General features: G+C 50.0%; 12 protein-coding genes and 2 rRNA genes. 8 read left to right on the forward strand and 6 right to left on the reverse strand.

Features of this window, described 5'->3' with window-relative positions; genetic code table 11:
• Positions 1–116: 116 nt before the first annotated feature.
• The 3 genes from BZG79_RS00220 (at position 117) to BZG79_RS00230 (ending at position 5,716) form a co-directional block, all read left to right on the forward strand.
• Positions 117–1,523 carry a DASS family sodium-coupled anion symporter gene (locus BZG79_RS00220; protein WP_077660561.1) on the forward strand — a complete coding sequence of 469 codons (1,407 nt, stop codon included), beginning with the start codon at positions 117–119 and terminating at the stop codon, positions 1,521–1,523.
• A 226-nt stretch (positions 1,524–1,749) separates the two neighbouring features.
• Positions 1,750–3,636 (forward strand): methyl-accepting chemotaxis protein, encoded by a 1,887-nt coding sequence (locus tag BZG79_RS00225; RefSeq protein ID WP_021023469.1) that lies wholly within the window; start codon positions 1,750–1,752, stop codon positions 3,634–3,636.
• 202 nt (positions 3,637–3,838) lie between these two features.
• A complete protein-coding gene (locus BZG79_RS00230) occupies positions 3,839–5,716 on the forward strand; it encodes a methyl-accepting chemotaxis protein (protein WP_077576897.1) in 1,878 nt (625 codons plus the stop codon).
• Positions 5,717–5,772: 56 nt separating this feature from the next.
• Here the strand turns inward: BZG79_RS00230 and epmA are convergent, their stop codons facing one another.
• The gene (gene epmA, locus BZG79_RS00235; RefSeq protein WP_077773499.1) at positions 5,773–6,750 is read right to left on the reverse strand and encodes an elongation factor P--(R)-beta-lysine ligase; all 978 of its coding nucleotides are present in this window, start codon (positions 6,748–6,750) and stop codon (positions 5,773–5,775) included.
• 314 nt (positions 6,751–7,064) lie between these two features.
• On the opposite strand from epmA, the gene frdA reads away from it, so the two are divergent.
• The 4 genes from frdA to frdD are packed head-to-tail and all read left to right on the forward strand — an operon-like array spanning position 7,065 to position 10,373.
• On the forward strand, positions 7,065–8,870 hold the full coding sequence (gene frdA, locus BZG79_RS00240; RefSeq protein WP_077773500.1) for a fumarate reductase (quinol) flavoprotein subunit: 1,806 nt from the start codon (positions 7,065–7,067) through the stop codon (positions 8,868–8,870).
• On the forward strand, positions 8,867–9,622 hold the full coding sequence (locus BZG79_RS00245) for a succinate dehydrogenase/fumarate reductase iron-sulfur subunit (protein ID WP_077773496.1): 756 nt from the start codon (positions 8,867–8,869) through the stop codon (positions 9,620–9,622). The genes frdA and BZG79_RS00245 overlap by 4 nt, the downstream gene beginning before the upstream one ends.
• Positions 9,619–10,002: a fumarate reductase subunit FrdC gene (frdC, locus tag BZG79_RS00250; RefSeq protein ID WP_077460026.1), complete on the forward strand. Its 384-nt coding sequence runs from the start codon at positions 9,619–9,621 to the stop codon at positions 10,000–10,002. The genes BZG79_RS00245 and frdC overlap by 4 nt, the downstream gene beginning before the upstream one ends.
• 8 nt (positions 10,003–10,010) lie before the next feature.
• Complete coding sequence (frdD, locus tag BZG79_RS00255; RefSeq protein WP_077460027.1) at positions 10,011–10,373, forward strand: fumarate reductase subunit FrdD; 363 nt, start codon at positions 10,011–10,013, stop codon at positions 10,371–10,373.
• Between the two features lie 67 nt (positions 10,374–10,440).
• Here frdD and efp read toward each other — a convergent pair whose 3' ends face one another.
• Entirely contained in the window at positions 10,441–11,007 is a 567-nt protein-coding gene (efp, locus tag BZG79_RS00260; RefSeq protein WP_021023462.1) for an elongation factor P, read from the reverse strand.
• A 33-nt stretch (positions 11,008–11,040) separates the two neighbouring features.
• Here efp and epmB point away from each other — a divergent pair, with 33 nt between their 5' ends.
• On the forward strand, positions 11,041–12,063 hold the full coding sequence (gene epmB / locus BZG79_RS00265; protein WP_077773497.1) for an EF-P beta-lysylation protein EpmB: 1,023 nt from the start codon (positions 11,041–11,043) through the stop codon (positions 12,061–12,063).
• 75 nt (positions 12,064–12,138) lie between these two features.
• Here epmB and BZG79_RS00270 read toward each other — a convergent pair whose 3' ends face one another.
• The 4 genes from BZG79_RS00270 to BZG79_RS00285 form a co-directional block, all read right to left on the reverse strand.
• Positions 12,139–12,780: a flavin reductase gene (locus tag BZG79_RS00270; RefSeq protein ID WP_077773498.1), complete on the reverse strand. Its 642-nt coding sequence runs from the start codon at positions 12,778–12,780 to the stop codon at positions 12,139–12,141.
• An 8-nt stretch (positions 12,781–12,788) separates the two neighbouring features.
• The gene (locus BZG79_RS00275) at positions 12,789–13,169 is read right to left on the reverse strand and encodes a DUF393 domain-containing protein (RefSeq protein WP_077645955.1); all 381 of its coding nucleotides are present in this window, start codon (positions 13,167–13,169) and stop codon (positions 12,789–12,791) included.
• A gap of 301 nt (positions 13,170–13,470) precedes the next feature.
• Positions 13,471–13,586, reverse strand: a 5S ribosomal RNA gene (gene rrf, locus BZG79_RS00280).
• A 313-nt stretch (positions 13,587–13,899) separates the two neighbouring features.
• Positions 13,900–14,295: ribosomal RNA gene (locus BZG79_RS00285) — 23S ribosomal RNA — on the reverse strand; the annotation flags it as partial.

Here is a 14,295-nt window from a genome sequence, read left to right on the forward strand (position 1 = left end):
CGTTAATCAACAGGCAAGGTCCGTATTATTGGAGGTATTCTGTTAGCAATAAAGCGCTTGCCAATCCAACTGTAAGGCATGACGCGGTCGCCCACCAATGACGAAGGAGCGTATTTGTGGTTAATGCTCGTTTTATCAAGCTACTTGTCGCACTCGGCTTCCCCTTATTATTACTGCTCATCCCCACCGATTGGTTGCCTATTGCCGATCTTACGATTATTCAGCACCGCTTATTAGCCATCTTTTTAATGGCCGCGTTATTGTGGGTGCTTGAGCCCGTTCCCGTTTTTTCTACGTCCTTGCTCATCATCACCCTGCAACTGATCATGATTTCAGACAAAGGCTTGCACTGGTTTCGTGGCATAACGCCTCATCATCCGCGTGGCGAGTTAATTCCTTACACCGATATATTAAGTGCGTTTTCATCGCCTATTATCATCCTGTTTATGGGTGGGTTTTCGTTGGCTATCGCGGCGTCTAAATATCAGCTCGACATTAACCTTGCCCGCGTGTTACTCAAACCTTTCGGCCAACACCCCAAGTTCATTATGCTGGGGCTGATGTTGATCACGGCGGTATTTTCAATGTTTATGTCCAATACCGCGACAACTGTCATGATGTTGGCCCTATTAGCGCCCATTATCAGTGTGCTACCCAAAGGCGATCCGTTAATTAAAGCGATGGTGCTTTGCATTCCGGTCGCCGCGAATACCGGAGGAATCGCTACCCCTATCGGCACACCGCCAAACGCGATCGCGCTACAGTATTTAACCGGCGAATATCAAGTCTCCTTTTTAGACTGGATGAAGATGGGGCTCCCCTTCGTGATCGTCCAACTCAGTTTTGCTTGGTGGCTGTTACAACGCCTCTTTCGCAGTCAACACACTCGAGTGGAGCTTGCGTTAGAAGGCCGTTTTTTACAAAGCTGGCAAGCCTATACCGTCTATATTACCTTTGCGCTGACCATTGTTCTGTGGCTCACCACAGGCGCTCATGGCATGAATACGTATGTCGTCGCGGTGATCCCTCTGGCTATTTTTACCCTGACAGGGATCATTGGTAAGCCAGAGCTTAAGCAAATTAACTGGGATGTGCTTTGGCTGGTCGCCGGCGGGATTGCAATGGGGATCGCACTGGATCAAACCGGTCTCGCCGCAGCCCTCGCCCATGCAGTGGATTACAGCTTGCTCACTGCCATGACCGTTTTAATTACCTTATCGGTGATTTGCTGGCTAATGGCTAATTTTATGTCCAATACAGCGACCGCAAACTTGTTAATGCCGATTGCGGCGGCGATTGCCTCTTCCATGCCAGCGTTAGCAAGCATTGGCGGCATGCAAGGCTTGCTCATTGTTGTCGCTTTTTCCGCCTCTCTCGGCATGATTTTACCGGTATCGACCCCTCCCAACTCGCTCGCTTACTCCACGGGGTTTATCAGTAGTCAAGATCTGGTCAAAGTCGGCCTTATTCTCGGGGTTAGTGGTTTGATGCTGGTTTATGGCGGGGTTGTCTTATTAACCTGACAGGCGTTCATCGATGAGACAAAAAACCGATAAGTCGTTTCCATTTTACATAAGTGTCTATTTTTTATTGGTTAAAAATGGGATAACACGAGTGATGCAGGCTTTAGCGAGCTTGAGAGGAAAACTTTTTTTAAATTCTATCCCCTCCCAGGCTCAAGCTTTCTACAATTAAGCAGATACTCAATAAGAAAGTATCGTCATAGTGTGGTAGTACGAGGGATCTTTAATGAAATTTACCATCAAGACCAAAATATTACTTGCGGTTGCTTTGGTCGTCGCCTTAGTCAGTGCAGTACAGGCATGGTTTTCAGTCAATCAACTTGAAGCAGAAACCGAACAAAGCGTCACCGCTCAAATGAGAGATGTGGGGCTATCAACGAGCAACTTTATCGAAGAATGGCTCGACATCCGCAGCAAAATGCTCGTCGCGAATGTGCCTTTGATTGCTAGCCAACCGAATGTTGATCGCGAATTATTACTGACCAAGCGCCAGGGTGATTTTCTTACCGTCTATGCCGGCTTTGCTGATGGAACCATCGCCTATGGTGATAAAACCGAAAGCTGGCCAACCGACTATGACCCTCGTTCACGTCCTTGGTATAAGCAAGCCAATGCGGCAAACGATTTAATTATTACGCCTCCTTATGTCGATGCCAATGGCGCTGGCATGGTCATCAGCTTTGCTAAAGCATTTAATCAACAGTTCGAAGGGGTTATTGCTGCTGACTTATCTGTCGACGCCATTGTCAAAGAGGTGCTTAACGTACGCCTACCCAACGAAGGCTTCGCGTTTTTGGTTGATAGCAATAATAAGGTGGTCGCCTATCGCGATACCGCGCTGAGTGGAAAAGCTTTAACGCAGGTCGACGATGAGCTCACACCGGCCTTCATCCAAAATGCACGAAACAGCCAAGCACTGGGGACCGTGACGTTCGATGGCGATGGCCGCGAAAAACTCATTGCAGTCACAAAAGTGGAAGGCGCTAACTGGAGTCTAGGGGTAGTTCAAGACAAACAACTGGCGTTTGCTTCCGTTTCCGAGCAAATAGTCTCCACGTTGGTCACGTCGGTGATTTTGTTTGTCGTTATCGCTTTTATTGCCGGCTTCCTCATTCACCGTATGCTGGCCCCACTGACTCAGCTGACGCACGCAGTAAGTTCCTTATCGCAAGGCAGTGGCGATCTTACTCAGCGTCTTGATATTGTGCGCCACGATGAAATCGGTGAGTTAGCCGGACACGTCAATGCGTTTTTAGCGCAATTGCAAGCCATGATTGGTCGAAGCGTCACCCAAAGTGTGGGATTGTCTGAACGCGCGGACCAATGTCGAAATCTTGCGCATCAATCGACCGGTTTGGTCGGACAACAGCAAGGTGATGTCGATCAAATCGCGACCGCCATTCACCAAATGTCAACCACTGCCAATGAAGTGGCCAGCAATGCCGAACAAACCGCTCGTTCAGCCCAAGAAGCAGAAAGTTCATGCCGGGATGGCCTAGAGGTCGTGGAAAGTAACCGTGACGCGATCACACAGTTGGCAGAACAGGTCGAACAAGCCACCAATGTGATTAGAGAGCTAGACACAAACTCGCAAAGCATTAATCAAATCATTTCCACCATCCAAGGGATTGCCGAGCAAACGAACTTACTGGCGCTTAACGCCGCGATTGAGGCTGCGCGTGCTGGTGAGCAAGGCCGAGGGTTTGCGGTGGTCGCTGACGAGGTACGTGTACTGAGTCAACGCACGCACGACTCCACCGAAGAAATCCGCAATATGATAGAAACGCTGCAGAACACGACACAACGTGCGGTGGATGGCATGACCCAAAGTAACGAAATGGCAACCTCCAGTGTCGATCGCGCCGCCTCAGCCAGTGATAAACTCAATCAAATCACACGCGCGATTGGCGATATCTCCGAAATGGCGGCACAAATTGCCAGCGCGGCTGAAGAGCAACGTGCCGTCACTGAAGATATCAATCGCAATACCCAAGCGGTGCGCGATTTATCACTGGAGCTTCATCAAAAATCGAACGAAACGGGGGAGCAAGGCGAGCAAATGGCGCAAGACGCGCAGGCGATGCACAGTGACTTGTCTAAATTTAAAGTATAACGCGTCAACGATATGAACACGGCGATGCAACCAGGCTGCCTATACCAGTAGGCAGCCTCTCTATTGGCAGAAAGATCACAAATTCTGCGTTCAACGATTCCTTATCCTCACTTATCAACGCGATTTGCCTCATTGATCTAACTTTGCTGTAAGCCTTGCGTATACACTCAAAGATATTTTTTAATGAGATGGAAATGTGTCTATGCCCAAGCCGACAATTAAGCTGAAAATTATTGTGGCTATTGCCTTTATCGTCGCGCTGGTCAGTGCGGTGCTTGCCAGCATTTCTGTGCGTCAGCTCCAAACTGAAACCACCACCAGCATTACCAAACAAATGCATGATGTCGGTGATGCTACCACTCAGTTCATTGATAGCTGGTTAAGTACGCGTGCCGATATGCTTCTGGCCAATGAGACGCTGATTGCGAATAACGCCAATGTCGATCGTGAACTGCTAGTGACGAAGCGTGCGGGACACTTTTTATCCGTTTATGCTGGGTTTAGCGATGGACGCATTGCTTATGGTGATAAAAGTGAAGACTGGCCAGCGGATTACGATCCGCGCACACGGCCCTGGTACCAGAGTGCGAGTGGAGTCAATGAACTTATTATTACTGAGCCCTATCAGGATTTTGACGGTAGCCTAGTGGTCAGTTTAGCCAAGGCCTTTAATGGCCAATACCAAGGTGTGATCGCCGCCGATGTCACCGTGACTGATATCGTCGAGCAGGTGCTCAATTTGAAGCTCAGTAATGGCTTTGCCTTTTTGGTCGACGGTGAAAATCGCCTCGTCGCGTATCGTGATACGGACTTAAGTCGCCAACCGCTCACCGATCTGGATGACGAGCTGACTCGCAACTTTATGGCCAATGCCAGTGCGCAACGCCAACTCACCACCTTTGAGCTCAACGGCAAAGAAAAACTGCTTGCTGCAATAACCGTCCCCAACACCGATTGGACGCTGGGTATTGTCGAAGATAAAGCGCAAGCTTACGCCTCCGTATCAGAGCAAATTACTTTTGTGGTGATCGCCTCTGTCATTCTTTTTGTCGTGATTGCCTTTATCGCCGGGGCCCTGATTAAACAATTACTCAAGCCGTTGGGTGAATTAACCGCGGCGGTGCGGACGCTCTCTGCCGGTGAAGGTGATCTGACCCAAAGGATCAACATAGCCCGTCGCGATGAAATTGGTGAATTGGCCGAGTACGTTAACGCCTTCCTTGCACAACTTCAGCAAATGGTCGGTAAAGCGGTCAATCAAAGTATGACATTGTCGCAAAGCGCCGAGGAATGCCGAACCCATGCGTTACAATCGAGTCAATTAGTCGACAAGCAGCAAAACGATGTCGACCAAATTGCTACCGCGATCCATGAGATGTCAACCACCGCCAACGAAGTGGCCAGCCATGCCGAGGATACCGCCACTTCGGCGCAACAAGCGGAGCAATCATGCCAAGAAGGGTTAAGTGTGGTGGGTGACAACCGCGACGCCATCACCCAATTGGCTCAGCAAGTCGAGCGCGCCACCAATGTGATCCGTGAACTGGATGAAAACGCGCAGAGTATTAACCAAATTATTGCGACCATACAAGGGGTGGCGGAACAAACCAACCTGTTGGCATTGAATGCGGCGATAGAAGCGGCACGCGCGGGTGAACAAGGGCGCGGCTTTGCGGTAGTCGCCGATGAAGTACGGGTATTAAGCCAACGGACACACGACTCTACCGAAGAAATTCGCAATATGATTGAGACTCTACAGCACACGACGCAACGGGCCGTGGATGATATGACCCAAAGTAATGAGATGGCGACATCAAGCGTTGATCGTGCTGAAGCTGCAAGTGAGCGTCTCAACCAAATCACCACCGCGATTGGGCGGATTTCAGAAATGGCGATTCAAATTGCCAGCGCCGCAGAAGAGCAGCGCGCGGTCACCGACGATATTAATCGTAATACCCAAGCGGTAAAAGATCTCTCCTACGAGATCCATCAACAAGCGAGCGCCACAGGCGACCAAGGTGACAGCATGGCGCAGGCGGCTCAAGACATGCATCAAGACTTATCTAAATTTAAAGTCTAAACCGGTCCCTGCCCTAAACGCCGCCTTAGAGCGGCGTTTTTATCGGTGCGGCCTTGTTAAGCGCGCGAAACAGGAAACGCGGTCACCGCATCAATATGGTCACACCCCAAAGCCAGCATGACTAAGCGGTCAACACCCAGCGCCACGCCCGCACAATCGGGTAAGCCTGCCTCTAATGCGGCGAGCAAGTGCGTATCGATAGGTTGTGGCACTAATCCTCGTGCAATCCGCGCTTGGTTATCCGCCTCAAACCGCCGACGCTGTTCGCAAGCGTCTTGCAACTCATAAAAACCATTTGCCAGCTCAATCCCTTGGTAATACACCTCAAACCGATGTGCGACGCGCGCGTCTGCTTCGCTGATTTTTGCCAGCGCGGCTTGTGATGCAGGAAAGTCATAAACAAAAACAGGCGCCTGTAAGCCAATATTGGGCTCCACCATCACCGAGAAAAGCAGTTGCAACAAGGTATCTTTATCTGTCTCATCTTGGGTGATATCGGCCAATCCCTGGGTGGCCGCAAGTGCGCGCAGCTGAGGAATATCCGCGGTTAATGGACACAGCCCGGTAGTAGACTCAAACGCCTCTTGATAGCTCATCCGTGTCGCAGCCTGACACCTTAGTACAGCTTGTAACAACGCGTTCATTTCATCCATCAACTGGTGGTGATCAAAACCAGGGCGATACCATTCGAGCATGGTAAATTCCGGATTGTGGTAACGGCCAGCTTCTTCGTTACGAAACGCTTTACTGATTTGGTAAATCGGCCCGCTCCCCGCGGCCAGTAAGCGCTTCATATGAAACTCAGGGCTGGTCATTAAGTGCAACGACACGCCGTCAGCGAAACCAGGCCCAACCAAAGACGTTTTAAAGCTATGTAGGTGCACATCGGTGACCGCCGCTTGGCTAAGTGCTGGCGTATCCACTTCCCATACGCCACGGTCAGCAAAAAATTGCCGAAGACGTGCCATGATATCGGCTCGCTTTTTCAGTTGCTCTAGCGACGCAGTTGGTGGCCATTGCGTGGTTAAGGTCATAAAAAATTCTCTGTTCGCACCATGGCGCCAGTCTATCGCCAGCAAGCAAAATAACAAGCGCCTTCCTGCTTACTTGTTACGCAATATTGGCGTGTCACATGGCGCATTTCTATTGCAAGTCTTGCGCGCTTTTTCAACGCTATCGCACACTTACCGATTCATCTCACACTTTTATGCAATTTAACACCCATGCCCGCAAAATCGCGGCAATTCCCCGACTGAGTCAATTTTTACGCAGACGAGATTGCCTACTATGACAGCACAACAATAAACAAGCCAAGCACTGGCTTTCCCTATAACACTGGAGGATGAACGTGCGGACTCTCACTACCGATATTGCAGTTATCGGCGCCGGTGGCGCTGGACTGCGCACCGCTATTGCGGCTGCAGAGGCCGATCCCTCTCTTAATATTGCATTGGTGTCTAAGGTCTACCCGATGCGCTCACACACTGTGGCAGCCGAAGGTGGCTCAGCGGCCGTCATCAAGGACGAGGACAGCTTAGACAATCATTTTAATGATACCGTCAGCGGCGGCGATTGGTTATGTGAGCAAGACGTTGTCGACTACTTTGTTAAAAATTGCGCCCATGAAATGGTGCAATTGGAGCAATGGGGGTGCCCTTGGAGCCGTAAAGACGACGGCAGCATTAATGTGCGTCGATTCGGCGGTATGAAAGTGGAGCGGACGTGGTTCGCTGCCGATAAAACCGGCTTTCACATGCTGCATACTTTATTCCAAACCTCGGTCAAATACCCACAAATCCAGCGCCTAGACGAATATTTTGTTGTCGATTTGATTATCGATGAGGGGCAGGTACAGGGGTTGATTGCCTTACACATGGCAGAAGGCGAGCTGGTCTGTATCAAAGCCAAGTCGATCGTATTGGCAACCGGGGGGGCCGGCCGAGTATATAGCTGTAACACCAATGGTGGCATTGTCACCGGTGATGGCATGGCCATGGCATATCGTCACGGGATTCCACTACGCGATATGGAATTCGTACAATATCATCCAACTGGATTGCCGGGGACAGGTATCTTAATGACCGAAGGCTGCCGAGGTGAAGGCGGCATTATTGTCAACAAAGACGGTTATCGTTACTTGCAAGATTACGGTATGGGCCCAGAAACGCCGGTCGGTCAACCGAAGAATAAATACATGGAGCTTGGCCCGCGCGATAAAGTCTCTCAGGCTTTTTGGCACGAGCAACAAAAAGGCAACACCATCAAGCACACACTCGGTGATGTGGTGCATCTCGACTTGCGCCACCTGGGTGAAGACTATATTCAAGAGCGCCTACCCTTTATCTGTGAGCTGGCGAAAGCCTATGTCAATGTTGACCCAGCCAAAGAGCCGATCCCTATCCGCCCAACGGTGCATTACACCATGGGAGGGATCGAAACCGACGCGCAAACGGAAACACGTGTTAAAGGCCTATTTGCAGTCGGTGAGTGCTCTTCTGTTGGCTTACACGGCGCCAATCGTCTTGGTTCAAACTCGCTCGCCGAGCTTGCTGTCTTCGGTCGTTTAGCCGGTGAGGGCGCTGCCAAGCGTGCTCGCAGTTTCACAGATTGGAACCAAGCGGCCATCGACGCTCAAATTCAAGACGTGAAAGCGCACATTGATCAGTTGCTCTCTAATCAAGGAGAAGAAAACTGGGCGGATATTCGTCGCGAGCTCGGTGAAACCATGGAAGCGGGTTGTGGTATTTATCGTCGAGAAGACTTAATGCAGGCCACCATTGATAAAATTGCCGAACTGAAAGCTCGCTACCAAAATATCAGCATTCAAGATAAAGGCAGTGTGTTTAATACCGACCTGCTGTACGCCATTGAAGTAGGCTATGGCCTAGAAGTCGCCGAAGCCATGGCACATTCCGCGATACAGCGTAAAGAGTCACGCGGCGCACACCAACGTCTTGATGAAGGCTGCACCAGCCGTGATGATGAAAACTATCTCAAGCATACTTTGGCGTTCTATCAAGCAGAGCATGGCCCTCGCATCGACTATGGCGATGTCAAAATAACCAAGTCACAACCTCAAGCACGACTGTATGGTGATGCGGCAGAGCAAGCGAATCGTGACAGCGCCGACCAACAAGAGGAGCACGCAAAATGACGCAAGCTACCTATCAGGTCTCAGTGCTCAGGTATGATCCCGCAACGGATGAGGCCCCCTACACGCAAGACTTCGTGGTCACCGGTGACGAAACCATGTCGGTTCTGGATGCGCTGGGTTATATCAAGGATAACCTGGATAAGTCACTGTCTTATCGCTGGTCTTGTCGCATGGCCATTTGTGGCTCGTGTGGCATGATGGTTGATGGCGTGCCAAAGCTAGCCTGTAAAGCGTTTTTACGTGATTACCCCAAAGGGGTACTGATTGAGCCTTTGGCTAACTTTGCGATCGAAAAAGATCTGGTGGTGGATATGACACCATTTATTGAACGCCTTGAAGCGATCAAACCGTATATTTTAGGTAATGACCGCCGCCCCGAAGACGGGCCTAATACGCAAACGCCTGAACAAATGGCGCGCTACAAGCAGTTCGCAGCCTGTATTAATTGCGGTCTTTGTTACGCGGCGTGTCCGCAATTTGGCCTCAACCCTGACTTTTTAGGTCCCGCCGCCATTACACTTGCGCATCGTTATAACCTGGACAGTCGCGACGGTGGTCAACACGAGCGTATGCCACTGATTAATAGTGATAACGGCGCCTGGGGGTGTACGTTTGTTGGCTATTGCTCACAAGTGTGCCCTAAAGGGGTCGATCCTGCTGGTGCGGTTAACCAAGGAAAAGTGGCCTCCACGCAAGATATGGTGATCGCCATGTTTAATCCCAATAAAGAAGGGAAGGAGATAACAGGATGAGTAACCGTAAACCTTATGTACGGCCTATGCCTCGTACTTGGTGGCTGCACCACCCGTTTTATCGCTTCTACATGCTACGAGAAGCAACTGTGCTGCCTTTAGTCTTCTTTACTCTCAGCCTAACCGCGGGATTAATTTGCTTGGTACAAGGCCCACAGGCTTGGCAGGGATGGCTTGACTATATGGCCCATCCAGTTGTGGTGTTACTCAATCTGGTCGCGTTAATCGCCAGCTTGTTCCACGCCACGACGTTTTTCAGCATGATGCCACAAGTCATGCCAATTCGAATCAAAGGGAAGCTACTGGATAGTAAATGGGTGATTGGCGCACAATGGGGCGCTGTGGCTGTAGTATCACTGATCGCCTTGGTGCTCATTTAGGAGGTGTTATGATCGATCCCAAACCAAAACGTTCCGATGAGCCAATTTGGTGGAGTTTATTTGGTGCTGGGGGGACTTGGTTCGCCATGTTCACCCCTATTACCGTGCTGATTTTAGGGATCTTAGTGCCGCTTGGTATTATTGATCCCAGCGCACTCAGCTATGACCGTGTCATGATGTTTGCCGAACATTGGCTGGGCAAGTTACTTATCCTAGCCACCTTAGCACTACCCATGTGGCATGCGATGCACCGCATTCACCATGGCCTGCACGACCTTAAGCTGCATATCGGCTTGGCAGGCAAAGTTGTCTGTTATGCGATTGCATTTACGGTCAGTGTCGTCGCCGCGCTTTTAGTATTGATGATCTAGCGTGTGCTAAACGCAATAAAACAAAAAGCCCTGGTGAATCACACTCAGGGCTTTTTATTATCGGTCATTATTTTACGCGTCCAACATACTCGCCAGAGCGCGTATCGACTTTGAGCACTTCACCGATTTGAATAAACAAAGGCACTCGTACAACCGCACCTGTGGTCAATGTTGCCGGCTTACCGCCTGTGCCTTGGGTATCCCCTTTTAGGCCAGGATCCGTTTCCGTCACTTCTAGTTCAACGAAATTAGGCGGTGTGACCACAATCGGATCGCCATTCCAAAGGGTAAGCGTACAGCTGTTGTTTTCAACCAACCATTTAACATTCTCACCGACGGCACTTTCATTGGCCGCAATTTGTTCAAAGGTTTCGTTGTTCATAAAGTGGAAGAATTCACCGTCGGTATAAAGGTAATCCATATCCACTTCAATCACATCGGCCGCTTCAACTGTATCACCGGATTTAAAAGTCTTTTCCAAGACTTTGCCAGAGATCAGCTTACGCAGTTTGACCCGGTTAAAGGCTTGGCCTTTACCTGGTTTCACAAATTCATTTTCGGTAATGACACACGGCTCGTTATCGAGCATAATTTTCATGCCGCCGCGGAATTCATTGGTGCTGAAAGACGCCATCTTGATCCTCTTAACATCTTCGAGTTTTCACAAATGTCGCACATCATAACCCGAATCCAGCCTGCTGTTGAGCGAAACTGGATCAAAGAACTCGCAGAGGCGATCACAGATCCCAGTGAATTGCTGCAACTGCTTGAAATTTCACCTGAGGAATGGACGTCCGGTTTTGCCGCGCGCCGCTTGTTTTCACAACGCGTTCCTCGCAGTTTTGTTGCCCGAATGGAAAAAGGCAATCCGAACGACCCGCTGCTTAAGCAAGTGTTACCTATCGCGCAGGAGTTTAATGAGGTAGAGGGCTTCAGCGCTGATCCGCTTGAAGAGCAAGATAATGCGATTCCTGGGTTATTGCATAAATACCACAACCGCGTATTACTGATCGTTAAAGGAGGCTGCGCGATAAATTGCCGCTATTGCTTCCGTCGCCATTTTCCTTATCAGGATAACAAGGGCAGCAAACGCGTATGGCAAGGTGCATTGGATTATATCGCTGCACATCATGAAATTGACGAAGTGATCTTATCCGGCGGCGATCCCCTGATGGCCAAAGATGAGGAGCTCGATTGGCTTATCAGCACCATTGAGCCGATGAATCATGTGAAACGGCTACGCATTCACTCTCGTCTGCCGGTGGTGATCCCAGCGCGTATCACCTCTGCGCTTACTGAACGTTTGTCTCGCTCACGCCTGCAAGTGGTGATGGTTACTCACATCAATCATGCCAATGAGATAGATACCGAGTTAAGCGATAAGCTCCACACATTGCGACAAGCGGGAATTACGCTGCTCAATCAAAGCGTGCTGCTAAAAGGGGTGAATGACAGTGCGGATGCGTTGGTGGCACTGAGTCAACGACTATTTGATGCCGGCGTTTTACCTTACTACCTGCATGTATTGGATAAAGTCCAAGGCGCCGCTCACTTTTTAGTCTCAGACGATGAAGCGCGCGCCTTAATGCAGGAGATTATCGAGCAGCTCTCCGGCTATTTAGTCCCTCGACTGACTCGGGAAACCGGTAGCCGAGCAAGTAAAACGCCGCTGGATCTACATTTAGAATAGCCAGAACCAAGCCGCTGATGCCCGGACGAAACGTGAAACTTACGCACAACCCAACCAATATATGGCTCGTACCCGCTAATCAAGCCACTCTGGCTGGCAGTCAGGTTTAGCATAACTCAGACGACCAACACGGCTGGAGGTGTGGTAGCAATCTAATCCGCTCAAGGCAACGGTGCCTGCTTGCTCGATGTCGACAAAACCATCCTCACTGACACAACTGTCTGGCACGTGCGCTTCGATTATTTCCCCCACTAACAAGTGAGTACCATTGATCGCCATCGTATGCTCTTCACGGAGAACAAGACCAAGGCGGATCGCGGCTTCTTGTACAAAAGGCGCACCAAACTTTTCACGCCATAAAGGCGTCAAACCAACCTGATCAAATTCAGAGATATCGTGAGGGTAACGCGCTGACGTTTGATGAGCCGCCACAATCATCTCTTTTTGTACGTGATTAAGTGTATAAAACCCCGTCGCTCTAATGTTTTCCAACGTATCACGCGGCACAGTATCAGGGCGGATTATCACCCCCATTAACGCAGGGTTTGCTCCGAGATGAAACGCAGAGCTCACAATACATAAATTGGTTTGTTGGTTTGTATCGCTGGTGCCCAGCAAGTTGGCTGATTTAAATCCTGATAAGCTATTCACAAAAGTCGCACGGTAGCGTTTTTCCATCGCAACGATGGCTTCTTTCTCATACACGCTCAGTGACATGGGTTTCCTTATTTAATCTGACATTGTTGGCAGCGTGCTTGGCCCGTCAAAATCGCCGAGATCCGATAACGGTGCTGGGCAAAGAAAAGATAGGCTTTGTCTGCAAACCACGCAATAACCGGCCAGCGTAACCAACTCACCCAAGCGCCTTTTCCAACCGCATCCCACGCTACATAGGTTGCATCTAAACCATACACCATTTGCCCGTCATTATCTTGTGCATGCAAAATACGATTCGCCGAGCTGGGATCAACGTTGGGAAAATCAATGGAAAAATCCGCTTGGTGAATATCAACCAATCGCAGCGCATCGTCGCCATCCCATCGCGAGAGCTTACGCATTTCTTTCACACACAAAGGACACATGCTGTCATAGAACACAGTTACCATAATGGTACCTCCCGAGGCATTAATACGCGCCGGCGGGGACACTCGATCAAAAAAAGAAAGCCCTGACCGTCAGGCCAGGGCTTTATTGGTTTTTCATCAAAGATTAAAGATACAAAAAAGCCCCGACCGTTAGGTCAGGGCTTCGTATATCTTTCTCACCAAAGTCTTACGCATATTCGCTTTGATGATTAAATTGCGAGCTATGCGCAGGGAGTTTTGAAGCGAGACGCACAATGTATACCAACACATGAGCATCGCAGCTATCAAAAATCACAAGCAATAGGCGCAATTTATAATCAAAGCCTGGCGATGTCCTACTCTCACATGGGGAGACCCCACACTACCATCGGCGCTGCTTCGTTTCACTACTGAGTTCGGCATGGAGTCAGGTGGGTCCAAAGCGCTATGGTCGCCAAGCAAAATTTGRTGTGTCTTCACTTTTCAGYCAAAACACGTATCTAGAAAGCTGTTYGTTCTCGCCACAATCAACTGGCTTATTTCGAGTCCAACCCAAAACCTCTTGGGTGTTGTATGGTTAAGCCGCACGGGCAATTAGTACAGGTTAGCTCAACGCCTCACAGCGCTTACACACCCTGCCTATCAACGTCGTAGTCTACGACAACCCTTTAGAGAGCTCGAAGCTCTAGGGATGACTCATCTCGGGGCCAGCNGTTCTCGCCACAATCAACTGGCTTATTTCGAGTCCAACCCAAAACCTCTTGGGTGTTGTATGGTTAAGCCGCACGGGCAATTAGTACAGGTTAGCTCAACGCCTCACAGCGCTTACACACCCTGCCTATCAACGTCGTMGTCTACGACAACCCTTTAGAGAGCTCGAAGCTCTAGGGATGACTCATCTCGGGGCCAGCTTCGCGCTTAGATGCTTTCAGCGCTTATCTGTGCCGAACTTAGCTACCGGGCAATGCGTCTGGCGACACAACCCGAACACCAGCGGTTCGTCCACTCCGGTCCTCTCGTACTAGGAGCAGCTCCCCTCAATCATCCAACGCCCACGGCAGATAGGGACCGAACTGTCTCACGACGTTCTAAACCCAGCTCGCGTACCACTTTAAATGGCGAACAGCCATACCCTTGGGACCGACTTCAGCCCCAGGATGTGATGAGC

This window comes from Salinivibrio sp. MA427, assembly GCF_001996115.1.
Taxonomy (GTDB): Bacteria; Pseudomonadota; Gammaproteobacteria; order Enterobacterales; family Vibrionaceae; genus Salinivibrio; species Salinivibrio costicola.